Source organism: Halobellus captivus (assembly GCF_007655485.1).
Taxonomy (GTDB): domain Archaea; phylum Halobacteriota; class Halobacteria; order Halobacteriales; family Haloferacaceae; genus Haloquadratum; species Haloquadratum captivum.
Genome location: NZ_VJXQ01000002.1, coordinates 215,418 through 237,596, shown reverse-complemented (window position 1 = coordinate 237,596; position 22,179 = coordinate 215,418). Strand labels below are relative to the sequence as shown.

The 22,179-nt window shown below is 65.3% G+C and carries 25 protein-coding genes and 2 tRNA genes; 22 read left to right on the top strand and 5 right to left on the bottom strand.

From position 1 onward, the window contains the following. Positions 1 to 29 precede the first annotated feature (29 nt). Entirely contained in the window at positions 30 to 1,001 is a 972-nt protein-coding gene (gene moaA, locus FJT57_RS06515) for a GTP 3',8-cyclase MoaA (RefSeq protein ID WP_144903226.1), read from the top strand. A gap of 69 nt (positions 1,002 to 1,070) precedes the next feature. On the opposite strand, the gene FJT57_RS06510 is transcribed toward moaA, so the two are convergent. Both FJT57_RS06510 and FJT57_RS06505 read right to left on the bottom strand, forming a co-directional pair. After that, entirely contained in the window at positions 1,071 to 1,394 is a 324-nt protein-coding gene (locus FJT57_RS06510; protein WP_144903223.1) for a YdhR family protein, read from the bottom strand. Positions 1,395 to 1,594: 200 nt separating this feature from the next. Next, a complete protein-coding gene (locus tag FJT57_RS06505; protein WP_144903221.1) occupies positions 1,595 to 2,413 on the bottom strand; it encodes a helix-turn-helix transcriptional regulator in 819 nt (272 codons plus the stop codon). Positions 2,414 to 2,606: 193 nt separating this feature from the next. Here FJT57_RS06505 and FJT57_RS06500 point away from each other — a divergent pair, with 193 nt between their 5' ends. From FJT57_RS06500 to FJT57_RS06490, 3 genes are all read left to right on the top strand, one after another. After that, positions 2,607 to 2,822, top strand: coding sequence for a hypothetical protein (locus tag FJT57_RS06500; RefSeq protein ID WP_144903218.1), 216 nt, complete (start codon positions 2,607 to 2,609; stop codon positions 2,820 to 2,822). A gap of 61 nt (positions 2,823 to 2,883) precedes the next feature. Then, positions 2,884 to 4,290, top strand: coding sequence for an FAD-binding oxidoreductase (locus FJT57_RS06495; protein ID WP_144903215.1), 1,407 nt, complete (start codon positions 2,884 to 2,886; stop codon positions 4,288 to 4,290). Positions 4,291 to 4,392: 102 nt separating this feature from the next. Beyond that, entirely contained in the window at positions 4,393 to 5,115 is a 723-nt protein-coding gene (locus tag FJT57_RS06490; protein WP_144903212.1) for a type 1 glutamine amidotransferase, read from the top strand. A gap of 30 nt (positions 5,116 to 5,145) precedes the next feature. Here the strand turns inward: FJT57_RS06490 and FJT57_RS06485 are convergent, their stop codons facing one another. Both FJT57_RS06485 and FJT57_RS06480 read right to left on the bottom strand, forming a co-directional pair. After that, on the bottom strand, positions 5,146 to 5,538 hold the full coding sequence (locus FJT57_RS06485) for a hypothetical protein (protein ID WP_144903209.1): 393 nt from the start codon (positions 5,536 to 5,538) through the stop codon (positions 5,146 to 5,148). 44 nt (positions 5,539 to 5,582) lie between these two features. Continuing rightward, positions 5,583 to 5,942, bottom strand: coding sequence for a thioredoxin family protein (locus FJT57_RS06480; protein WP_144903206.1), 360 nt, complete (start codon positions 5,940 to 5,942; stop codon positions 5,583 to 5,585). Between the two features lie 229 nt (positions 5,943 to 6,171). Between FJT57_RS06480 and FJT57_RS06475 the strand changes: the two genes are divergently transcribed. The 18 genes from FJT57_RS06475 (at position 6,172) to FJT57_RS06390 (ending at position 18,894) form a co-directional block, all read left to right on the top strand. Continuing rightward, positions 6,172 to 6,257 (top strand) — tRNA-Ser (locus FJT57_RS06475). Positions 6,258 to 6,279: 22 nt separating this feature from the next. Further along, positions 6,280 to 6,813: a 30S ribosomal protein S13 gene (locus tag FJT57_RS06470; RefSeq protein ID WP_144903203.1), complete on the top strand. Its 534-nt coding sequence runs from the start codon at positions 6,280 to 6,282 to the stop codon at positions 6,811 to 6,813. Between the two features lie 3 nt (positions 6,814 to 6,816). Continuing rightward, positions 6,817 to 7,344, top strand: coding sequence for a 30S ribosomal protein S4 (locus tag FJT57_RS06465; RefSeq protein WP_144903200.1), 528 nt, complete (start codon positions 6,817 to 6,819; stop codon positions 7,342 to 7,344). Positions 7,345 to 7,347: 3 nt separating this feature from the next. Continuing rightward, entirely contained in the window at positions 7,348 to 7,743 is a 396-nt protein-coding gene (locus FJT57_RS06460; protein ID WP_144903198.1) for a 30S ribosomal protein S11, read from the top strand. 10 nt (positions 7,744 to 7,753) lie between these two features. Next, positions 7,754 to 8,536, top strand: a complete 783-nt coding sequence (locus tag FJT57_RS06455) for a DNA-directed RNA polymerase subunit D (RefSeq protein ID WP_144903195.1) — start codon at positions 7,754 to 7,756, stop codon at positions 8,534 to 8,536. Between the two features lie 179 nt (positions 8,537 to 8,715). Beyond that, a tRNA-Leu gene (locus tag FJT57_RS06450) sits at positions 8,716 to 8,800 on the top strand. Between the two features lie 20 nt (positions 8,801 to 8,820). Continuing rightward, entirely contained in the window at positions 8,821 to 9,210 is a 390-nt protein-coding gene (locus FJT57_RS06445) for a 50S ribosomal protein L18e (protein WP_338035698.1), read from the top strand. Continuing rightward, on the top strand, positions 9,207 to 9,644 hold the full coding sequence (locus FJT57_RS06440) for a 50S ribosomal protein L13 (RefSeq protein WP_144903189.1): 438 nt from the start codon (positions 9,207 to 9,209) through the stop codon (positions 9,642 to 9,644). Before FJT57_RS06445 ends, FJT57_RS06440 begins: the two co-directional genes overlap by 4 nt. Beyond that, on the top strand, positions 9,638 to 10,036 hold the full coding sequence (locus tag FJT57_RS06435; RefSeq protein ID WP_144903186.1) for a 30S ribosomal protein S9: 399 nt from the start codon (positions 9,638 to 9,640) through the stop codon (positions 10,034 to 10,036). The genes FJT57_RS06440 and FJT57_RS06435 overlap by 7 nt, the downstream gene beginning before the upstream one ends. Before the next feature lie 12 nt (positions 10,037 to 10,048). Then, positions 10,049 to 10,243 (top strand): DNA-directed RNA polymerase subunit N, encoded by a 195-nt coding sequence (locus tag FJT57_RS06430; RefSeq protein WP_144903183.1) that lies wholly within the window; start codon positions 10,049 to 10,051, stop codon positions 10,241 to 10,243. Further along, positions 10,240 to 10,422 (top strand): DNA-directed RNA polymerase subunit K, encoded by a 183-nt coding sequence (locus FJT57_RS06425; protein WP_144903180.1) that lies wholly within the window; start codon positions 10,240 to 10,242, stop codon positions 10,420 to 10,422. Before FJT57_RS06430 ends, FJT57_RS06425 begins: the two co-directional genes overlap by 4 nt. Position 10,423: 1 nt before the next feature. Continuing rightward, on the top strand, positions 10,424 to 11,629 hold the full coding sequence (eno, locus tag FJT57_RS06420; protein ID WP_144903177.1) for a phosphopyruvate hydratase: 1,206 nt from the start codon (positions 10,424 to 10,426) through the stop codon (positions 11,627 to 11,629). After that, positions 11,626 to 12,441, top strand: coding sequence for a 30S ribosomal protein S2 (gene rpsB / locus FJT57_RS06415; protein ID WP_144903174.1), 816 nt, complete (start codon positions 11,626 to 11,628; stop codon positions 12,439 to 12,441). Before eno ends, rpsB begins: the two co-directional genes overlap by 4 nt. A gap of 142 nt (positions 12,442 to 12,583) precedes the next feature. Further along, positions 12,584 to 13,738, top strand: coding sequence for an MBL fold metallo-hydrolase (locus FJT57_RS06410; protein WP_144903170.1), 1,155 nt, complete (start codon positions 12,584 to 12,586; stop codon positions 13,736 to 13,738). Positions 13,739 to 13,823: 85 nt separating this feature from the next. Next, complete coding sequence (locus FJT57_RS06405) at positions 13,824 to 14,828, top strand: zinc-dependent metalloprotease (RefSeq protein ID WP_144903167.1); 1,005 nt, start codon at positions 13,824 to 13,826, stop codon at positions 14,826 to 14,828. A gap of 225 nt (positions 14,829 to 15,053) precedes the next feature. Further along, positions 15,054 to 15,611, top strand: a complete 558-nt coding sequence (locus FJT57_RS06400; RefSeq protein ID WP_144903164.1) for a hypothetical protein — start codon at positions 15,054 to 15,056, stop codon at positions 15,609 to 15,611. A 59-nt stretch (positions 15,612 to 15,670) separates the two neighbouring features. Next, positions 15,671 to 15,904 (top strand): hypothetical protein, encoded by a 234-nt coding sequence (locus FJT57_RS06395; protein ID WP_144903161.1) that lies wholly within the window; start codon positions 15,671 to 15,673, stop codon positions 15,902 to 15,904. Positions 15,905 to 16,062: 158 nt separating this feature from the next. Beyond that, complete coding sequence (locus FJT57_RS06390; protein ID WP_144903158.1) at positions 16,063 to 18,894, top strand: AAA domain-containing protein; 2,832 nt, start codon at positions 16,063 to 16,065, stop codon at positions 18,892 to 18,894. 22 nt (positions 18,895 to 18,916) lie between these two features. Here the strand turns inward: FJT57_RS06390 and FJT57_RS06385 are convergent, their stop codons facing one another. Continuing rightward, positions 18,917 to 21,787, bottom strand: a complete 2,871-nt coding sequence (locus FJT57_RS06385; protein WP_144903155.1) for an ATP-dependent helicase — start codon at positions 21,785 to 21,787, stop codon at positions 18,917 to 18,919. Positions 21,788 to 22,179: the final 392 nt, after the last annotated feature.

The following is a 22,179-nucleotide window of genomic DNA, read 5'->3' as shown; positions in this document are numbered from 1 at the left end:
TTATCTGCGTCCCCACGAAGCCTCCGGTAATGCTCGAAGACGACTTCGGGCGCGAGGTGTCTGGCGTTCGCGTCTCTCTGACCGACCGATGCAACTTCGACTGCGTCTACTGTCACAACGAGGGGCTCGGCGACACTCGCGGCCCGATGGATCCGCAGGACGACGAGATGAGTGCCGACGACGTCGTCCGGTTCCTCGAAGTGGTTTCGGAGTTCGGCGTACGGAAGGTGAAATTCACCGGCGGCGAGCCGATGTTGCGCGACGATCTCGAAGAGATCATCGAACGCACGCCCGGCTCGATGGAGGTGTCGCTGACGACGAACGGCACGTTCCTCCCCGGACGCGCGGAGGCGCTCAAGGAGGCGGGCCTCGAACGGGTCAACGTCTCCCAGGACGCGCTCGACCCGGACGCGTTCGCCGAGATCACCAAATCGGGCGCGTACGACAAGGTGATCGAAGGCGTCGAAGCCGCGCTGGACGCCGGACTCGATCCGGTGAAGCTGAATATGGTCGTATTCGAACACACCGCGGGGTATGTCGAGGGGATGGTCGATCACGTTGCGGAGAACTCCGGACTCCAGCTCCAACTCATCGAGTATATGCCCGAGCTGACCGGTCGCCCCGAGTGGAACATCGACATCGAGCGCGTTCACAACTGGCTCGAAGAGAAAGCCGACCGCGTCGAAACTCGGGATATGCACAACCGTCGGCGCTACTACGTCGGTCAGGGTATGGTCGAGATCGTCGATCCCGTCGAGAACCCGCACTTCTGTGCGAACTGTCACCGCGTACGCGTGACGCACGAAGGGTACCTGAAAGGCTGTCTCAACCGCAACGACGATCTGCGCCCAATGGGCGAGATGACCAGAGACGACATCCGCGAGGCGTTCCGCGAGACGGTCGAAAACCGCGTGCCGTACTACGGCGAGTATATGATCAAAGAGGGCGACGAGTGGGTCGTCAACGACGAGTACATCGACGCGCCGGTCACGCACTCCTGAATCGGCGGTTCGACCCCACCTCGACAGTTTCCCCGCTGGCGACTCCCGGCCCCGTCTCTCACTCGGCCTTTACTCGACTCGGACGGCCTCCAGTCCCCATTCGTCGACCTCGCGAAGCGGAAACAACAAGTGAGCTTTCGTGACCGACGGGTCACCCGTGATGGCGTACGCGTCGCCAACGCTGGCGCTCAGTTCGGACTCGAAATAGGCGTCACGTGATCGCTCGGAGTCGAATACGAAGCACGCCCCGTAGCGGTCGTTGTCCCGGTCGTGCACGAAGTATTTCTGAACGAGCCCCTCCACCTCGCGGAACTTCGCCGCGCGCTGGCGCATCGTCTCGATGATCTCCTCGTGATTCAGTTCCGATTCGAACGTGGCGAATACGAGTTCCATAGTACTCAGATGAACGTACGCTGCATCAGATCGTCATACTTCTTGGTGCGCGATGCTCACTACGTGAAATCGGCCCAGACGATCTCAGTTCACGGCTCCCCCGAAGATATGAGACGCAGATTCGTCGGGTCGGCCGCGAAAACTCCTGGCTCTCGCTGGCTCGGCTCAGATCGACTAACAGTATCCTCGCTCGCAGTGGCTTATGCTTCGGCGAGGACTTCTTCTAGCGGTTGCGCCAACGACTCCGCGGTCAGCAGCGTCGCGTTTGCTTGGTACGTCTCGAACGTATCCGACACCCATTCAGCAAACCGCTCCCTGTCGGATTCGATCATCCCGATCGACACGTCGTCCTCGTCGCGCACGACCAGACAGCCCACCCCGTCGTGTACCATCACGGGATAGGCGATCGGTCCGTTGTACACGTAAATGTCTGCGCGCTCTGATGCGACGATCGCCCTGAATTCTGCTGCGAAGTCCGAAGCCAACGCGGACTCGAAGACGATCGGAGCGAACACCGCCTCAAACGTCTGCGTTCCGCGGACGATTGACTCGTATCGTCCCTCGATACAGGGTTCAGGGAAGAAATCCGTGAGACTGCGCGCGTCCTCGGAGGTCCGTTCCAACTCTCGAACGCGGGAGACGACGGCGAAGGGATTGTGTCGTGTCGCGTGGGTGACCGTAGCGTCGGTCAGGTGCTCGACATCGATGCCGATCTCGTCGAGCGGCACGTACGGGAGGAGTTCGTGCAACTCGCGTGCGACCGCCATATCGCCGTGAACCTGTGCGAACGACGTTGCCACGAACCTGCCCAGCGCAGTCAGTGCGTAGTCTCCGCTGTTCCGAACCAGCCAGCCGCGTTCTTCGAACGCCCCGACGATCCGACCGACGGTCGCCGAGGATGCACCCGTCGCATCCCGTAATTCCGCTCTGGAGCACTCGCCATCGACGAGCATCCGCATCACCACCGGCCGGTGCTGCGAGTCGGCGAGGTATCTGATGTCGTCCAGTGCGTGATCCATAGTACATATTCGTACTCTGCCTGCATAGCTGTTCGTAGTGTGCGTGCTGGCCTCGCTCACACGGGTTTCGATCGGAAACAGCCTACGGCGTCCTGCGGAATCTACTCGTGCTCACGAGGTGAGTAGCGCGCAGCCGACGCGGTTTCTGCAGGAAGAATCATTATTCGAGTATCAAGCCTCTGTAAACCTGAATATGGGAGATAGAAATCACCTGCACGTCTGTCGACACTGTGGCCTCGTCCACGCGACGTCCTCGTCGACCGCGCCGGAGAGCTGTACCGTCTGCAAGGCGCTCACGTTCAGCCAGTACGAATTGAACGACGTCCTACACGGCCACGCCGAATCACGAGTGAACGAGCCCGACGATGGGCAGTCGATCCGAACGTCGGACCTCTTCGTGCGGTCCTGAGCCGACTGCCGGTTCCCCTCTGAGGAACATATATTTCGACGAACCGCGTCATAGAAACAGTATGAACAGCGCTCCACACACAGTGGATGAAGCCGCGCTCAGCGACCTCACAGCCCGCGTTCAGGGAACCGTGCTCGGGCCGGACGATACGGGCTATGGGGACGCTCGAACGGTCTGGAATGCGATGTCCGATCGGTATCCCGCAGTGGTCGTTCAGCCGACAGCCATCGCCGACGTCGTCGCCGCCGTCGAGTTTGCCACGCAGAACGAGCTACCGATCGCTGTCAAAGCTGGGGGGCACAACGTCGCGGGCAACGGCGTCTGTGACGGCGGGGTAGTCGTCGACTTCGTATCGATGCGGGCCGTGGAGGTCGATCCCCGCTCGAAAACTGCTCGGGTGGAGCCTGGGGCGACCGTAAGGGATTTCGACCGCGTGACGCAGGCCCACGGGCTCGCCGCTCCGAGCGGAATCGTCTCGACGACAGGCATCGGAGGATTAACGCTCGGTGGTGGGTGGGGATGGCTCAGCCGTTCCTACGGGCTCGCCATCGACAACCTCCGGTCGCTCGATGTCGTCACGGCCGACGGCGAGGTGCGTCGCGCGAGCGACGACGAGCACGAGGACCTCTTTTGGGGGCTGCGTGGGGGCGGCGGCAACTTCGGCATCGTGACCGGATTCGAGTTCGGTCTCCACGAGGTCGGACCGCAGGTCCTCGCCGGGGTGCTGGTCTACCCCCTCGAAGTTGCTAGCGAGGTTCTTCGGTTCCACCGTGAGTTCACGACCACAGCCCCGGACGAACTGTGTTGTTACGCCTCGGTCCGGACCGCGCCGCCCGTCCCGTTCATCCCCGAGGCGGTCCAAGAAGAGTTGATCGCCACTGTCTATCTCTGCTATGCGGGTGACATCGTGGAGGGTGAACGAGTGATCCTACCACTTCGAACGTTCGTGGAACCGATCGTCGATCTCGTCGAGACACGGGAATACACCGCGTTTCAACGCCTCTTCGACGACGTGTACCCGGCAGGGTATCGGAACTATTGGAAGTCACAGTTCGTCGCCGAGGCTGGTCTCTCTGATGGGGCCATCGAGACGCTCGTCGAGTACGCCAATTCGGTGCCGTCGCCGTACACCTCGATCGTTATCGAACATTTAGGTGGGGAAATCTCGCGTGTCGACTCGGGTGCGACCGCCTATTCACACCGGGATGCGGGATATTCCTTCAACATTTTCTCGCGTTGGGAGGATCCCGAAGACGACGACGCACAGATCGCGTGGACCCGAGAGTTCTTCGCGGCGATGGTCCCCCACCTGGCCGACGGCGTCTACGTGAATTTCCTCAGTCGCGAAGGTACCGACCGAGTGCAGGCTGCCTTCGACAGCAACTACGACCGGTTGGTCGACGTGAAACAGCGGTACGACCCGGGGAATCTGTTCCGAGTGAACCAGAACATCGCGCCTGAGTCGTGAGCGCATCTGTTCTCGATCCATCGATTCGCTCGTTGAATCGGTTGTGCGCGCTGGTGAACATTCTAAACAATATTAAAGCGTAGCGAGATCGAAGTGGATCGTATGAGCAGACCGCACATCGCCCTGTTCGATGCCTCGGTCGGCGACACGCCCGCAGAGCGTAACCTCCGGCGTGAAATCGACGCGTCGGTGACGACGTTCAAGGTGAGCGAGAGCGAGTTCCCCGAGTGGCCCCGCGCGGACGGATCCTGGTCGTACGACGGCGTCGTCCTCTCCGGTTCACAGACGTCCGTGTACGATCGCGAGTCGTGGATGGGGACGCTGGACGAACTGGTCCGGGACCTCCACGAACTCGGCGTCCCGATGCTCGGCATCTGTTGGGGCCATCAGTTCCTCGCGCAGGCGCTGGGGGGCTGTGTCGACGATATGGGCGAGTACGAACTCGGATATCAGACCGTCGAACGCTACGACGACTCGCCGCTGTTCGTCTCGATGCCCGGCGAGTTCGTCGCCTTCGAAACGCACTCCGACGAGGTGGTTCGGCTCCCGCCTGGCGCGGTCGAACTGGCCGGGAACGAGACGTCGTGTCAGGCGTTCTCGCTGGGGCCGACATTCGGCGTGCAGTTCCATCCCGAGTACGACCTCGAAACCGTTCGGAGCGTCGTCGAAGGGAAGCGCGACGAAGGCCTCGACGACGACCGCATCGACGCGGTACTGGCCGAGGCGACGCCAGAGCGTCACGCCGAGACCGCGGACGCAACGCGCGTATTCGACAATTTCGTCGCCGGTATCGAGCGTGGAACGCTCGCGGTGACGGTTGACTGACCGCCCACTCCATCTGACAAAGCGTTGCCGTTAGCACGGGGATACGTCATCGCCGTCCGCTCGTCGGGTCTCCCTCTCGCTGATCACGTAGCGCGCGTTCGACCCGACGTCGGCCTCAATTTCCTCGGTCGAATACCAGTACGGGTGCGCGACCTCGACGTGGATTCCCTCAGCGGTTCGGTCCGTGACCGACGCTTCGGTTTCGACGCCCGTGTACGAGGTCAGCCCCCACTCGTCGACGCAGGACGCGTTTTCCAACCGGCTTCTGATATGGTCCGCTTCGGCAGCGAGAGCCCGGTCTTCGGCGTCGCTGTTGGAAACAGGTGTCGTATCTGTGGGGCTCCCGAGGCAACCCGCCGTACTGAACGCGACAGCGGATCCACAGAACCGGAGGGCATCTCTTCGAGAGGGTGTGGAGGGCACGATTCCGAGTGTGCCTGCGTCTCGACAAATCCTTTCTGCCGCGCCTACGCTTCGAGATGAGACTCCAGAAACGCGTCGATGGCGTCGCCGCCCTGGAATCCGCTCGCCAGGCGGCCGACGAGTTCGCCGCGCTCGAAGAGGAGCAGCGTCGGCGCGCTCGTGATCGAAAAACGCTCGATCAGCGGCGGATCGTCTCGGGGGTTGATCGTCGCCACTGCAAGGTCCTCGTGCGCGCGGGCGACGTTCCCGACGACGGGTTCGATGCTGGCACACAGCGTGCACCCCTCGGTGTAGAAATCGACGAGGACGCGGTCGTGCGCCGCGATGAAGTCGTCGAGGTCGGCCTCGCTCGTCAGGGCCACAGGTCGGTCCGGCGTCGGGTCTGTCGCGGTGTCGGCGCTCATACCTCCCGTTGGACAGCGACGGGTATATACTGTCGGCGGGTTGTCCGAAGCGGTGCACATCCGCGTCGGCGTGTGGACGCGTACTCACAGCCAACCACACGTATGCGGGCGTCTCTCACCCCTACACCCTATCGTGACGTTTAAGTAGCGACCCCGGCTTGTTGAGACTGCAATACGCTGTAGGGAGGTCGGCTCCCGAGTCCGGAAGGGCGACAGTACACGATCGCGCGTTGCGGTAGCCAAGCCTGGCCCAAGGCGCAGGGTTGCTAACTCTGTGGCGTCACTGCCTCCGGGGTTCGAATCCCCGCCGCAACGCTCACCAGACTGCTAACAAGTCATGAGTGCAGAAGAACCACAGGACGACGCTCCCGAGGAGGAGGAAGACCTCCGATACTTCGTCCGGATCGGACAGACCGATCTCGACGGGACGAAGACGGTAGAGCGAAGTCTCAGCGATATGAAAGGAATCGGTAAGCGCACGGCGCGCATCGTTGCCGACGCCGCGGATGTGGACCGACACGCGACGTTCGGTCTGCTCGAGGACGACGAGATCGACTCCGTCGTCGAGGTCGTCGAGAACTTCGACGAGCACATCCCCGAGTGGATGGCCAACCGCCGAAGCGACTTCTTCAGCGGGGACACCACCCACGAGACCGGCTCGGACCTCGAAGAGAAGCGCCGCCACGACATCAACCGTATGAAGATGATCAACTCCTACAAGGGCGTCCGCCACCAGCGCGGACAGAAGGTCCGCGGACAGCGGACGAAGTCCACCGGGCGCACTGAAGGAACGATCGGTGTCAACGTGGAGGCGATCAAAGAGGAGGCGGCCGAGGAGGCCGCCGCCGCCGAGGAGGGCGACGACGAATAACCAATGGCGACCGGAAACAACACCAAGCGGTACGAGACGCCGAATCACCCGTTCCAGGGCGAGCGAATCGCTCAGGAGGGTGACCTTCTCGGCCGCTACGGCCTGAAGAACAAAGAGGAGCTCTGGCGCGCCCAGTCGGAGCTTCGTAACTACCGACGCGAGGCGCGACGGCTCATCGGCGACGCCCAGGGAGACCTGGAGGAAGCCGAGGCGGCCGGAGCGGAGTTCCTCACGCGACTGCGCCGCTACGGCGTCCTCTCGGAGGGCGACGACATCAGTCGCGTCCTCGGTCTCGACGTCACGGACATTCTCGAACGTCGTCTGCAGACGGTCGCGTACCGGAAGGGGCTCGCGAGTACGCCCCAGCAGGCGCGACAGTTCATCGTCCACGGCCACGTCGTCGTCGACGACGCGCGTGTCACGCGCCCGTCGAAGACCATCGAGGTGACCGAAGAGGACACCATCGCGTTCGACGAGACGAGTCCGCTCGCGGACGACCTACACCCCGAGCGCGCGGAGGGACAGGAGTAACCCATGAGCGAATCCGAAACAACCCAAGACAAGTGGGGAATCGCCCACGTCCACGCGTCGTTCAACAACACGCTCATCACGGTCACGGACCTGACCGGAGCGGAGACGATCGTGAAGTCGTCCGGCGGCGCCGTGGTGAAGCAGAACCGCGACGAGGCGTCGCCGTACGCCGCGATGCAGATGGCCGAGTCCGTCGCAGAGGAGATCAAGGCGGCGGGCATCGAGGGCCTGCACGTTCGCGTCCGCGGACCGGGCGGGAACGACAACAAGAGCCCCGGCCCCGGCGCGCAGGCGACGATCCGCTCGCTCGCTCGCGCCGGACTCGAGATCGGCCGCATCGAGGACGTGACGCCGATCCCGCACGACGGAACGCGTGCGCCGAAAAACAGCCGACTCTGAGGACTCACAAATGACGAACGATTTCGAGGTCGAGTTCATCGAAGGCGGCGATCGGGAGGCCCGGTTCCTCGTCCGCGGCGCGTCACCAGCCGTCGCCAACGGCATCCGCCGGGCGATGGTGGCCGACGTTCCGACGTTCAGCATCGACACCGTTCGGTTCGTCGAGAACACGTCAGTGATGTTCGACGAGATGATCGGTCTTCGACTGGGACTCGTCCCGCTGACGACGCCGCTCGACGACTTCGAGGTCGGCGACACCGTGACCCTCGCACTCGACGTGCGAGGACCGGGGACAGCGTACTCCGGCGACATCGAGTCGTCGGACGCGCTCGTCCAACCGGCGGACGAGAACATCCCCATCATCGAGCTGAAGGAGGACCAACACCTCCAGTTCGAGGCCGACGCCGTCCTCGATCGCGGGAAGTCGCACGCCAAACACCAGGGCGGCGTCTCCGTCGGCTACCGACACCTCCAGCGCGTGGAGGCCGTCGGCGACGCCGGTGAGTTCGACTCCCAGGAGCCGAACATCCTGCGCGGCGTGATCGAAGAGGCCGCGGCGGAACACGCGGCCGACGAGAACGCCACGAACGGCGATCTCGTCCTCACCGACACGTTCGAAAACGACCTCACGAACCGGTATCCGGGCAAGGAGGTCGAGGTTCACGACGTGTCCGACGCGTTCGTCTTCCACGTGGAGACCGACGGGTCGTTCACCGTCGAGGAACTGGTGCTTCGCGCCGCCGGATCGCTCGGCGACCGCGCAGCGGAACTCGAAGAGAAAGTCGCGATATAGCACAATGTCTGTCCCTTCACTCAACACCCGACGTTCGCCCGCCGCGCAGTCGGCGTCTTCGACGGCGAAGACGACGGAGCGCGCCGGTAGCGCCGCGATCGACGCGGCACGGCGCAGCGGCGATCGGCGTTGCCAGATCGAAAGGAGTTTGAAGGGGCACGCAGTAGATCGGAGTGCGAGCAGGGATAGCCAAGTCTGGCCAACGGCGCAGCGTTCAGGGCGCTGTCCCATAGGGGTCCGCAGGTTCAAATCCTGCTCCCTGCACTCCGAATTCTCTCAGGCGACTGGTCGAAGCCAGTCGCACCTCTCTCAGGAGACAGATAATGAGTAAGACGAATCCGAGACTCAACAGTCTCATCGCCGAGCTGAAGGCGGTCTCTCGCGAGTCCGGTGCCAACATTTGGCAGGACGTCGCGGACCGTCTGGAGAAGCCGCGGCGCACCCACGCGGAGGTCAACCTCGGGCGTATCGAACGATACGCACGCGAGGACGAGACCGTCGTCGTCCCCGGCAAGGTGCTGGGGAGTGGGGCGCTGCAGAAGAACGTTACAGTCGCGGCGGTCGACTTCTCGTCGTCCGCTCGAACAAAGATCGAACAGGTCGGGGACACCGTGGCGCTCGAACGCGCCATCGAGGAGAACCCCGACGGAAGCAACGTGCGGGTGATCCGATGAGCCTCGCAGAGTTCGACGCCGACGTCGTCGTCGACGCGCGAAACTGCATCGTCGGTCGCGTCGCCAGCGAGGTCGCCCAGCGGGCGCTCGCGGGTGAAACGATCGCGATCGTCAACGCCGAGGACGCCGTCATCACGGGCTCGGAGGACGACGTGATGGCCACGTACGGAAAGCGAGCGGAGGTCGGCTCCGACCGCGGACCGCACTACCCGACGCGTCCGGACGGCATCTTCAAGCGCGCGGTGCGCGGGATGCTGCCGCACAAGAAACAGCGCGGTCGCGAAGCGCTCTCGGACGTCCGCGTCTACGTGGGCAACCCGTTCGACGAGGACGGCGAGGCGCTCGAAGACACCACGCTGGACCGACTCTCGAACATCAAGTTCCTCACCCTCGGAGAAATCTCCGAGAATCTGGGGGCAAAAGTCACATGGTAACGAACACCTCTGGTAAGAAGAAGACGGCCGTCGCCCGCGCCACCGTGCGCGAGGGCGAGGGTCGCGTCCGAATCGACTCCCAGCCGGTCGAACTCGTCGAGCCGGAGATGGCCCGCCTGAAGATGCTGGAGCCGTTCCGCATCGCCGGTGAGGATCTCCGATCGCAGGTCGACATCGACATCAGCGTCTCCGGCGGCGGCTTCGCCGGACAGGCCGACGCCGCGCGGACGGCGATCGCCCGCGGGCTGGTCCAGTATCTCAACGACGCGGAACTCCGTGACGCGTACATGGAGTTCGACCGCTCGCTGCTCGTCAACGACGTGCGTCAGTCTGAGTCCAAGAAATGGGGCGGACCGGGCGCACGAGCGCGCTATCAGAAGTCCTACCGCTGAGGTGATTCAACTATGATGATACCCGTCCGGTGTTTCACCTGCGGCAACGTCGTCGGCGAGCACTGGGACGAGTTCAAAGAGCGCGCCCGTGAGGGCGACGAAGATCCGGCCGCCGTGCTCGACGAGCTCGGCGTCAATCGGCACTGCTGCCGACGGATGATGGTTTCGCACAAGGACCTCGTCGACGTCGTCGCCCCCTACCAATGAGCGGAAACACCCAGTACAACCGGTACGAGAAGGCCCGCATCCTCGGCGCGCGAGCGCTGCAGGTGTCCTACGGCGCGCCCGTCCTCGTCGACACCGACCAGTCCGAACCGATCCTGGTCGCCGCCGAGGAGTACGACGCCGGGGTTCTCCCGTTCACGGTCAAGCGCGAGGGAAAGTGAGATGACGCTGATCACGAACGTCTCGCTCCGTCGCATCCTCGACTCCCGGGGGAACCCGACCGTCGAGGCCGACGTCCTAACCGAATCCGGCGGATTCGGCCGTGCTGCCGCACCGAGCGGCGCGAGCACGGGCGAGTACGAGGCAATCGAACTCGATCCGGCCCAGGCTATCGCCGCAGCCCGAGAGCGCGCGCTCCCGCGGCTCGTCGGCGAAGTCTACGCCGGAAACCAGCGCGAGGTCGACGCCGCGCTCCGCGCGGCCGACGGCACCGACAACTTCTCGGAGATCGGCGCGAACAGCGCCGTCGCCATCTCGATGGCGGCCGCGAAGGCCGGAGCCGACGTCCTCGGCGCGCCGCTGTATCAGCACCTCGGCGGCACCTTCCGCGGGGAGTCGTTCCCGACCCCCCTCGGAAACGTCGTCGGCGGCGGCGAGCACGCCAAGGAAGCGACCCACATCCAGGAGTTCCTCGCCGCGCCGATCGGCGCGCCGAGCGTCTCCGAGGCCGTCTTCGCGAACGCGGCCGTCCACGCGCGCATCTCCGAACTCCTCGACGACCGCGGGGTTCCCGCGGCCAAGGGTGACGAGGGCGCGTGGGCCCCGCCGATTTCGGACGCCGAGGCGTTCGAGGTCGTCGACGAGGCCGTCGACGACGTAAGCGACGAACTCGGGTTCGAGATCGGATTCGGCCTGGATATGGCCGCCGCCGAGCTCTACGACGCCGAGGAGGACGGCTACGTCTACGGTGACGAAGTCAAATCGACGGCCGAACAGGTCGACTACGTCGCCGAGATGGTGACGGAGTACGACCTCGTCTACGTCGAGGACCCCCTCGACGAGAACGACTACGAGGGCTTCGCAGAGCTCACCGGGCGCGTCGGCGATCAGACGCTCATCTGCGGCGACGACCTCTTCGTGACGAACGTCGAGCGCCTGCAGGCGGGTATCGATGCCGACGCCGCCAACTCGATCCTTATCAAACCCAACCAGATCGGCTCGCTGTCGGACGCCTTCGACGCGATCGAACTGGCGACCGAGAACGGCTACGAGACGGTCATCTCGCACCGTTCGGGCGAAACCGAGGATACGACGATCGCACACCTCGCCGTGGCGACCGACGCCGGATTCATCAAGACCGGCACGGTCGGCGGCGAGCGAACCGCCAAACTCAACGAACTCATCCGCATCGCGGACGACGCAGTATGACAGAGAACGACAACGACGCGGTCGAAGTCGTCGACGACGAGTCGGAAGTGGCCGAGGCGGCCGCCGAAGACGTCGAAGCGACGACCGAGGCCGACGCCGAGACGACCGAACCGGTCGCCGAGGCCGCCGAGGACGAGGTCGACGCCGACGACGGCGCGGCCGCCGACGAGGCTGCCGAGGCCGAAGCAGCGGCAGAACCAACGTTCGACGAGGACGTGATGCCCGACGACGAAGCGGACCTGCTCATCCCCGTCGAGGACTACCTGTCGGCGGGTGTCCACATCGGGACCCAGCAGAAGACCGAGGATATGGAGCGGTTCATCCACCGCGTCCGCGACGACGGTTTGTACGTGCTGGACGTCAGCCAGACCGACTCGCGGATCCGGACGGCCGCGGACTTCCTCGCGAGCTACGACCCCGAACAGATCCTGGTCACGAGTTCGCGCCAGTACGGCCGCTTCCCGGCGACGAAGTTCGCCGACGCGGTCGGCGCGCGCGCTCGCACCGGCCGATTCATCCCGGGGACGCTGACGAACCCCGACTACGCCGGGTACATCGAACCCGACGTGGTCGTCGTCACCGACCCGATCGGAGACGCACAGGCGGTGAAGGAGGCCATCACGGTCGGCATCCCCGTCATCGCGATGTGTGACTCGAACAACCAGACGAGCAACGTTGACCTCGTCGTTCCGACGAACAACAAGGGTCGACGCGCGCTGTCGGTCGTCTACTGGCTGCTCGCCAACGAGACGCTCGACCGCCGCGGCACCGACACCGTCTACGCCCTCGAAGACTTCGAGGACGAGATCTAGCGGCTTTCGACGCTCGCAGAGACTTTTCCAGTTCTGTTTCCGCACTCCAGAGCCGCTGCTGGCGTCGAGGTTGGCTGGCCTGTAGCGGCTGGGTCGAGGACTCGCCAGAAACGATTATTCACGTCTATCCCGTACTACCAGTATGCCGAAACTCCTCGATCAACTTACCGTCGGAGAACTCGCCGCGGCGATCGACGCGGGCGAGGGCCTCACCGTCGTCGACACGCGCCCCCCGGAGAGCTTCGAGGCGTGGCACGTCCCGGACGCAGTGAACATTCCGTATCACCCCATAGAGGGCCTCGGGAACGGCCGCGAGTGGCGCGAGGTCGAATCGATGATCGATGGCGGGCCCGTCGCCGTCATCTGCGGGAAGGGGCTCTCGTCGACGTCGTTCGGCTTCGAGCTGTCCGAGCGGGGATACGACGTCAGCGTCGTGAAAGGCGGAATGGAGGACTGGAGCAAACTCTACGACGTCGTGGAGGTCGAGACCGACGGTGACCTGTTCGTCGCGCAGGTCCAACGCCGCGCGAAGGGTTGTCTCGGGTACGTCGTCGGCGACAGGGACGCGGGCGAGGCGCTCGTCGTCGACGCCACGCGCCAACACCACGAGTTCGAGCTCGTCGCAGCCGACAACGGGATGGTAGTCACGGGCGTCCTCGACACGCACATTCACGCGGACCACGTCTCCGGCGGGCGCGCGTTGGCCGAGCGACTCTCGGTACCGTACTACCTGAGCGCCGAGGCCGACGCGCGGGACGTCGCCTACGACTACGAACCGCTGGCGGACGGCGACACGCTCTCGATCGGGGGCGTCGACGTCGAGGTACTGGGGGCGCCGGGCCATACCACCGAGCTCGTGAACCTCCTGATCGACGGGACGTACCTGCTCTCGGCGGACACGCTGTTCGTCGAGAGCGTCGGCCGAACCGAACTGGAGTTCGGCGAGGAGGGTGCAGAGCGCGGCGCGAAGCTCCTCTACGAGACGCTCCACGAGCGGTACCGTTCGCTCTCGGACGACGTCGTCGTCCTGCCCGGACACGTCTCGGTCTCCGTCGACGGGCGATTCAGCGTCGGCGAGCCGGGCGAGTTGATCGCGGCCACGCTCGGCGACCTTCGCGCGGAACTCGATCTGCTCGGACTCGACGAGGCGGCGTTCGTCGAACGCCTTGCGGGCGGCGAAAACGAGAAGCCGCCGAACTACGAGACCGTCATCGCCGTGAACCGCGGCCGACGCGAACTCGGCGAAGACGAGGCGACGGAGGTCGAGTTGGGACCGAACAACTGCGCGGCGAACTGAACGCGCGCGGCGCCCGTCCGGAGCGACCATCCCAGGAAATACGCGCCGGAACAAGGGTTTTGCCCGCCGGTCCCCACCACCCCGTATGGACCTTTATCGGAGCGTTCGCGCGATCGCGGGCGCCTCGGAGGGTGACGAAAGCTCCGGGTACATCGACTGGGGCGCCGTCACCACGGCCGCGAAGAGCGCCACCGACGCGGGGTCGCTCGAACTCACCGCGACCGAGAAATCGGGGTACGCGGCGGACGTTCGCGACGCCCGCGAGCGACTGCGATCGGTCGGTGGTCTCGACTTCGACGTTCCGGAGACGATCGAAGTCCAGAACCGCCACCACTGGATCGACGCGAACGTCGCGACGTTCCGTCGGGTGATGCGCCCGGTCGAGTCGGAACTGCAGGTCGCGTTTCCCAACGCGACGCGGGTCGTCAACACCGGTTCGATGACGGTTATGCTCTCGTTTCTCGCCTCCCACGTCCTCGGGCAGTACGATCCGCTGCTGTTGGCAGAGGGCGATCTGTCGACGGAGGCCGGGGTCAACGGCGGGAACGACCCCGAGCACAGCCTCTACTTCGTTCACCCGAACATCGTCGACGCCGCCGACGCGCTCGACGTGGACTACGCCCGATTTCGACGCTGGATCGCGTTCCACGAGGTCGCTCACGCCGCCGAGTTCGGGGCCGCCCCGTGGCTCTCCGAATACCTCGAATCGCGGATGGAAGACGGGCTGGAGACGCTCACGAAGGGCGGGTTCGACCGGGAGGCGTTCCACGATCTGAACGTCGCGATGACGGCCGTCGAGGGCTACGCCGAGATGCTGATGGACCGCGCGTTCGACGCCGAGTACGCCGACCTGCGCGCGAAGTTGGACGCTCGTCGCCGCGGCGGCGGGCCGGTCGCCCGACTCGCCCGTCGGCTGCTCGGCCTCGGACTCAAGCGGCGGCAGTACGAACGCGGCGCGCGCTTCTTCCGGGCGGTGGCCGATGAACGGGGCGTCGAGGCGGCGGCGGCCGTCTGGGAGCGCCCGGAGAACCTGCCGACGAGCGCCGAGTTAGCCGATCCCGTGCGGTGGATCCGGCGAGTCGATCCGTAGGCCGGTGATCTGGCGGAGGTCGGGACCGGGATCGTCCTTCCAACTGGCTCTTAATCGATTCCTGATCGATCCCACAGTGACGCACGATCGGCCCGCCCTCGGCGCACAATCGATCCGCCACCGACGCACGATCGATCCGCCACCGATGCACGAACGACTTGCGGCGGCCGTGTCATCGACTTGGGACCGTCATACTCTTTCTTCCCCGGCGCAATCTACGGACGTATGCGCGTCAGAGACTGGCAGGACATCCTCGCGGACGTGACCGAAGCCGACGTCGATCCCGACGGCTGGCGCGCCGTCGCGGGGGACAGACGCCGCGGACTCGGGGAGGACTTTTACGTGGGCCATCCGGACGCCGGCGTGTACGCGCTCAAGACGTACGCGAAGAACCCGGCCGAACTCCGGGGCGTCGGGAGCCGTGTCGCCCGCCGGATCGACGACGACCTCGAACCGCTGCTACCCAGTCAGCGGCGCGACGAGGGCGGACGGTTCGCGGTGCAGTCCCCCCCTGAGGACGAGGATCACGCGAAATCGATGGCCAAGCGACTCGAAGAGGCCGTCAAGGTGCACTCGGAAGCGCCGACGACGCCCGATGACTTCTTCGAGGATATGATGGACGCGCTCGAAAGCCCGGCGTTCGGGCCGATGGACTACGAGTTCGACGGCCGACCCGACCGTCTCGACGACCTCACGGACGAGTTCGCCGACGCCGACGAGTTGCTCTCGAAGGACCTAGACGACCTCATCGAGGACGACGGCGTCGGCCGCGGATTCCAGTGACTCCGATCGCCAAACCGAAAGCCGGTCCGACAGCAGAAGCGCACGGGACGGTGTCGTGAGTGGTCGGACCGAGCCTCACCGACGACGAGCGAACCGTCGCGAGCCGACGACTGAAGCTCGGATTCGTCGCGCTCGTCGGATTCTCCGGCGCGCTCATTGCGGTTCAGGGCGGCGGCTCCACGACGAGTATCGCCGCCGGGTTCGTCGGCGGACTCGGTGTCGGCGTCGTACTCTTGTGGTTCCTGCTTCGCTGGTGGGCGGAGTTCCTCCCCTCCCCGGGCAACGGCCGCTGACGACGCCGAGGGCGACGAGGTAGCTCCCCTTGGCGTCCCTCGCGGCGTCGACGACACGTTCGACGGTGTCGATGCTCGCCCGTCCTCCGACTAGTCCTCCGAGACCGCACACTTCGCCGACCGATAGCGTCTTACCGCGCGACGCGCAGGTACGCCACGTGAAACTGCGCGGCCGGATCGTCGACGTCGGCGACGAGCGCGAGGTGGAGACGAAGTACGGCTCGCGAACGCTCGCGGAGGTGACGCTCCGTCCGGCGGGAGACACCGCTGCCGACGACGTTTCTGACGCTGTTCCCGACGCCGTTCGCGAGTCTGACCATCCCAGCGACGGCACGCTTCGACTCACGCTCTGGGGAAAGTGGACGCACACGGTCGAACACGCCGAGCTCGGAATGGAGCTGCTCGCGACCGACGTCGATACCTCGGAGTACCGCGGCGAGACCACGTACGCGACGACGGGCGACTCCTCGGTCGTGCTCGAACCGGGGTTCCTCGTCGACGTGACCGACATCCGCTCGTGGGTGCAGTGCCCGCGGATGTACTACCTGAACAAGCTCTCGGGGATCCCGCTGAACTACCCGGTCGTCAAGGGGACGATCGTTCACGAGGTGTTCGGCGACCTGCTGCGCGACCGCGACCTCGACGACTCGATCGACGAGCGCGTTCGGGAGGCGGGGCTGGAACTGGGCCTCCTCGGTCACGACGCCGAGGAGGTTCGCGACGAAGTCCGTCGCAACGCGGCCGCCATCGAGGGCTGGCTTCAACAGGGAACGCTCACCGAGGAGGACGCCTGGCGCTCGGAGTACACGCTCATCTCGCCGACGTTCGGCATCAAGGGCCGCGCGGACGCGCTCCGCCGCGGGATGCCGGTCGAACTGAAAACTGGAAAAAACACCAACCGCGAGCCGCGCTTTCAGGACAAGATTCAGGCGGCCGCGTACGCGCTCGTGCTCGCCGAGCGGGGCGTCCCGGCCGACACGGGGACGCTCCTCTACACGAAGAACACGGCCCTCGAACGTAACGAGGAGACCGGTGACCTCTCACCGGCCAAGGAGTTCTCGATCGGCGACGGGCTGCTCGACTTCGTCGTGCGGACGCGCAACGAGATCGCCGCGATGGAGTACGATTCGTCGGTTCCGACGGGGTATGAGGCCGACGCGCGCTGTGAGTACTGCTTCGAGCAGGACACCTGTATGGTCGTCTCGGGCCGACTCGACCAGGAGTCGAAGGCGGGACAGATCGGAAGCCCCGTCCCCGAGGAAGAGCGGGAGTACTTCGAGCGGTTTTACACCGCCATCGAGGCCGAACGCCGCGAGGTGCACGCGGAATACCGAAAGCTCTGGGAGCAGTCCGCCGAAGCGCGCGCCGACGACGATCGGGCGCTGATCGACCTCGAACCGCTCGACCGACGCGAACTCGACGACGGCCGCTGGGAGATGCGCGCGACGAAACCCGTCGATGCGGTCTCGAAGCTCCGGGCCGGTGACGTCGCGCTCGCGAGCGACGGCGACCCGGTCTCGGGCCACGCCGAACTCTGCCGGATCGTCGAACTCGGCGAGGAGGTCGTCATCACGGCCGACGAGCCCGTGTCGGTCCGCCGACTCGACGTCTATCCCTCCGAGATCGGCGTCGACCGGATGCTCACCGCGCTGCACGATTTCGTCCTGAAGGGCGACCGCGATCGAAAAGACGTGCTGTTCGGCCGACGGGAGCCCGCCTTCGCGGGCCGCTCGGCGAGCGAGTACGGTGCGGAAGTCGATCCGAACGGTGCCGGGGTCAAGCGAGAGGACGGCTCGAACACGTACGTCGACAACAACGACGCGCAGGACCGCGCGGTCCGACTGGCCGTCGACGCGGAGGACTTCGCGCTCGTCCACGGGCCGCCGGGGACGGGCAAAACCTACACCATCGCGCAGATCGTCCGGGCGCTGGTCGAGCGCGACGAGCGCGTGTTGCTCTCGGCGTTCACGAACCGCGCGGTCGACAACGCGCTCGAGGCGGTTCGAGAACAGGGAATCGCGGACGTCGTCCGCGTCGGAAGCGAAAACAGCGTTCGCGAGGATATGCTCGACGTCCGCTTGGAACGGGGCGGCGACCCGAACGAGCGCGCTGCCGCGCTACGCGAGGCGTCCGTCGTCGCGGCCACGACCTCCGCCTGCGGCTCGCGCGTGATGCGCGAGCAGTCCTTCGACGTCGCGCTCGTCGACGAGGCTTCACAGCTCACCGAGCCGGGCACGCTCGCCGCCGTCGAACTCGCCGAGCGGTTCGTCCTCGTCGGCGACCACGAGCAACTGCCGCCAGTCGTTCGTGCGGGCGGGGCGCAGAGCGCCCCGGGATCTGCGAGCGGCGAGCCTGCGGCGAAGCCGCGAGCCGGGAACGAACTCCGGACGTCGCTGTTCGAGCGGCTGATCGAGTCCCATTCGGATGCGTCGGTGCTCTTGGACCGACAGTACCGGATGAGCCAGCGCATTCAGGCCTTTTCCTCCCAGGAGTTCTACGACGGCGCGCTCCGCCCGGCGAACGGCGCGGTCGCGGGGCAGCGGCTCTCGGATCTCGGCGTCGACGAGGACGCGCTTCCGCCGGAACTCCGCGACCCTGTCTCGTTCGTCGACCCCGGGGGCGAGCGCGTCGGCAACACGAACCCCAGTGAGGCAGACCGCGTCAGCGAGATCGTCGAGGCGTACGTCGCAGCGGGTGTCGATATCGACGATATCGGCGTCATCGCACCGTTCCGCGCGCAGGTGGCGGAGATCTCCCGACGCACGGACGCGACCGTCGATACGGTCGACCGCTTCCAAGGCTCGGCCAAGGAGGTGATCGTCGTCTCCTTCGTCGCGAGCGGATCCCTCGACGGACCGATTTTCGAGGACTACCGCCGCGTCAACGTCGCGCTCACGCGGGCGAAAAAGTCGCTCGCGATCGTCGCCAGCGCGAATGCGCTCGCCTCTGATCCGTTCTACGAGCGGCTGTTGTCGTGGGCGCGGCGGTAACGAGCGCGCGCGTCGAGCGACGCTACTCCGCTTGTGGTTCGCCTTCCTCGTCGAGCGACGCCAACACCCGCTCGTGGAACTCCTGCAACACGGCGCTTTCGTCCTCGGCGAGAACGACGTCGCTCGCGAGCAGGGTGGCGAGGCCGAACGCGCGCGGGGTCGGCGAGTCGACCTGTTTCGTGACGACTTCGACGGTACCGTTCTGTATCTCCCCGAGTACGGCTTCGACCGCGGCCAGATTCAGTTTGTCCTCGACGATCTCTCGGTACGTCTCTTCTATCACGGCGAATTCGTCGAGACTCTCGGCGAACGAGAGGAGCATCTCCGCGGAGACCTGCTGTTCTGCGGCGGACTTCTCGTACCCCTTGTAGCGTTTCAGGATCATCAGCGCCCGCGTCGCGTTGATCCGGAAATACCGCTTGAGCAGGTCGGTCCCCGAGAGCGCATCACGTAGGTCTGCACGAACGCGATCGGGGTCGAGATCGTCGATCACCCCGGCGACGTCGACCTTCCGATTCAGCGGCATCGAGAGCGAGAAGCCGTTATCCGCGACGGCGATCTGGACGTTGGCGTTCGAGCGGTTGGCGCAGCGCGCGGCGACGAGTCGGGAGAGGCCGTCGTTGAACCGCCGTCCGAAGGTCGAGTGCACGTAGAAGTGCCGCCGATAGCTCTCGCGGTCGAGCGTCTCCTCGACGACGAGCCGTTCGGTGGTGGCGACGCTGTCCGCTCCGGCGTAGCGACGCTGTTCGTCGAACAGCCGCGTGATCGCGCGGACGGCGTTCTCGTCGATCGGAAACTCCCGAAGCCACGTTCGGACGGCGGGAGGGCCGCCCGCGTCGAGCCGGTCGAGCAGCTCCGACTGGAACGACGCGATCTCGCGACCGAGATCGTACGAGAGCGGCAGTCGTTCGGAGAACCACGAGGGAACCGTCGCCTGCTTGCTCGTCCGGTCGACGTACACCTTCGATCCGCGCCGGTAGCTGTACGCGAAGCGCTCGCCACCGAGGACGAACACGTCGCCTTTCTCCAACGTGTCGAGATAGCCCTCGTCGAGCGTTCCAACCCACTCGTTTCCCTGCCGGGTCAGCACCTCGCAGGTGAACGAGTCGGGAATGGTCCCGATGTTCGTCATATAGATGACGCGGGCGAGTCGTCCCCGTTTGCCGAGCAGCGGCTCGCCGACGTCGAAGGCCTCGTAGTGGTGTTCGCCGTCGGGCGGATCGTTGGTATCGCGCCAGATTTTCGCGTAGACGTTCTTGTCCTCGAGGCCGTCGTAATCGGCGGTGAGATACCGGAGCAGCCGCTCCCAGTCGTCGTCGGTGTAGTTCCGATACGGATACGCGCGGCGGAGCGTTTCGAGCACGTCCCCCTCGCGGCGGACGTCGTTGATCGCCATTCCGTAGACGTGTTGGGCGGCGACGTCGTGGGCGTTTTCCGGGATGAAGACCCGGTCAACGAAGCCCGATTCGGCCTTCTGCAGCATCACGGCGCACTCGACGAGTTCGTCTCGATCGAGCGCCAGTACGCGGCCTTCGACGGTCTGTCCGAGGCTGTGACCGGCGCGGCCGACGCGCTGCAGGAGCGACGCCACCGACTTGGGCGAGCCGACCTGCACGACCAGATCCAGATGCGGCATATCGATCCCGAGTTCGAGGCTCGTCGAGGTGGTCACGACGTCGAGAGTGCCGTCTTTCAGTCCCTCTTCGACAGTCTGCCGTCGCTCCTTGGAGAGGCTCCCGTGGTGACACCCCGAGTTCGACTCGTCGTAGTCCTCGAAGCGCTCTCGGAGCGTTTCGAGCACGCGCTCCGCGCCCGAGCGCGTGTTCGTGAAGACGAGCGTGTTCTCGTGGGACGCGACGAGTTCGTGGAGCCGGTCGTAGAACCCAGCTTGGACCGTCGATCGCGGGGTGTGGATCAGATCGTCGGTCGGAGACTCTAATCGGAGGTCGAAGTCGCGGACGAACCGCGTGTCGACGATCTCGCAGTCACGAGTCGCCCCGTTTCCGTCGCCGCCGACGAGAAACGCAGCCATCTCCGAGAGCGGCTCGACGGTCGCCGAGCAGCCGGTCCGGGTCGGCGATGCGTCCGTGAGGGCATCGAGGCGCTCCAAGGAGACCGACAGGTGCGTTCCGCGCTTGTTCGCCGCGAGACTGTGGATCTCGTCGACGACGACGTACTCGACGCTTCGCAGTTTCTCTTTGAACTTCGGCGCGTTGAGTAAGATCGCGAGCGTCTCCGGCGTCGTGTTGAGGATGTGGGGCGTCTCCTCTAGCATCCGCTGCCGCTCCGCGGAGTCGGTGTCGCCGTGGCGTATCGCGTGCCGGACGTCGACGTCCTCGCCGCGGTCGTCCATCCGGGCACGGATTCCCTCCAGCGGGACAGTGAGGTTACGGTGGATGTCGTTCGCGAGCGACTTCAGCGGCGAGATGTACAGGCAGTACACCCTGTTGTCGAGACCGTCCTCGCGCTCGCGACCGCGACGAAACAGCTCGTTCAGGATCGCGGTGAAGCTCGCGAGGGTCTTGCCGGAGCCGGTCGGGGCGCACACGAGTGCGTTCTCACCCTCGTCGACGAGCGGAATCGCCTCGCGCTGCGGCGGCGTGAAGAACCCGCCGTTCTGCGCGACGTAGCGGCCGAACCGCTCGATCCACCACTCGCGAACCGACGGTTCGAGCCGGTCGAGCACGTCCTCGTCGGCGATGTCGACGGATTCGGGATCGAACTCGAACGCCGGTGTCGACGCGTCGCTCTCCGTGCTCCCCGCTGAATCGGCTGCCTCGCCGTTCGCCGCCGGAGTGGTGGCGGCGGGCGCGCTAGCTGCCTCCTCGCCTGTGGCTGTCTCTTCGCCTGCGGCGGCGACCCGTCGGAGCAACTCGCGCCCGCTCTTCGGCATCGTGCGTAGGTTGGTGCGGACGGATAAGTGGGTTCTGCCGTACGAACGGAGACGTGGGTTCTGCCGTACGAACGGAGACGTGGATTCTGCCGTACGAACGGAGACGTGGGTTCTGCCGTACGAACGGAGACGTGGATTCTTCCCCATTCGGTACTGTCGCTGGGGAGACCGTGCTGTCAGCACGTCCGAGATCTCCCCGGGAATTTGGCGAACAGTCGGCACCCGCTTCCGGCGACGTCCTCGCGAGCGCCGCCGATCTCATCCCACGCCGGTGTGCCGAACAACCGCAGACGACGCGGGGTGTCTGTTACGTCACGGGTGCGTTGGCCTCGTCTCCGGATATAAACGCTCGCCCGCGGGGTGGGGTCGTTCGCGTCCGTCCCGAACCTCTT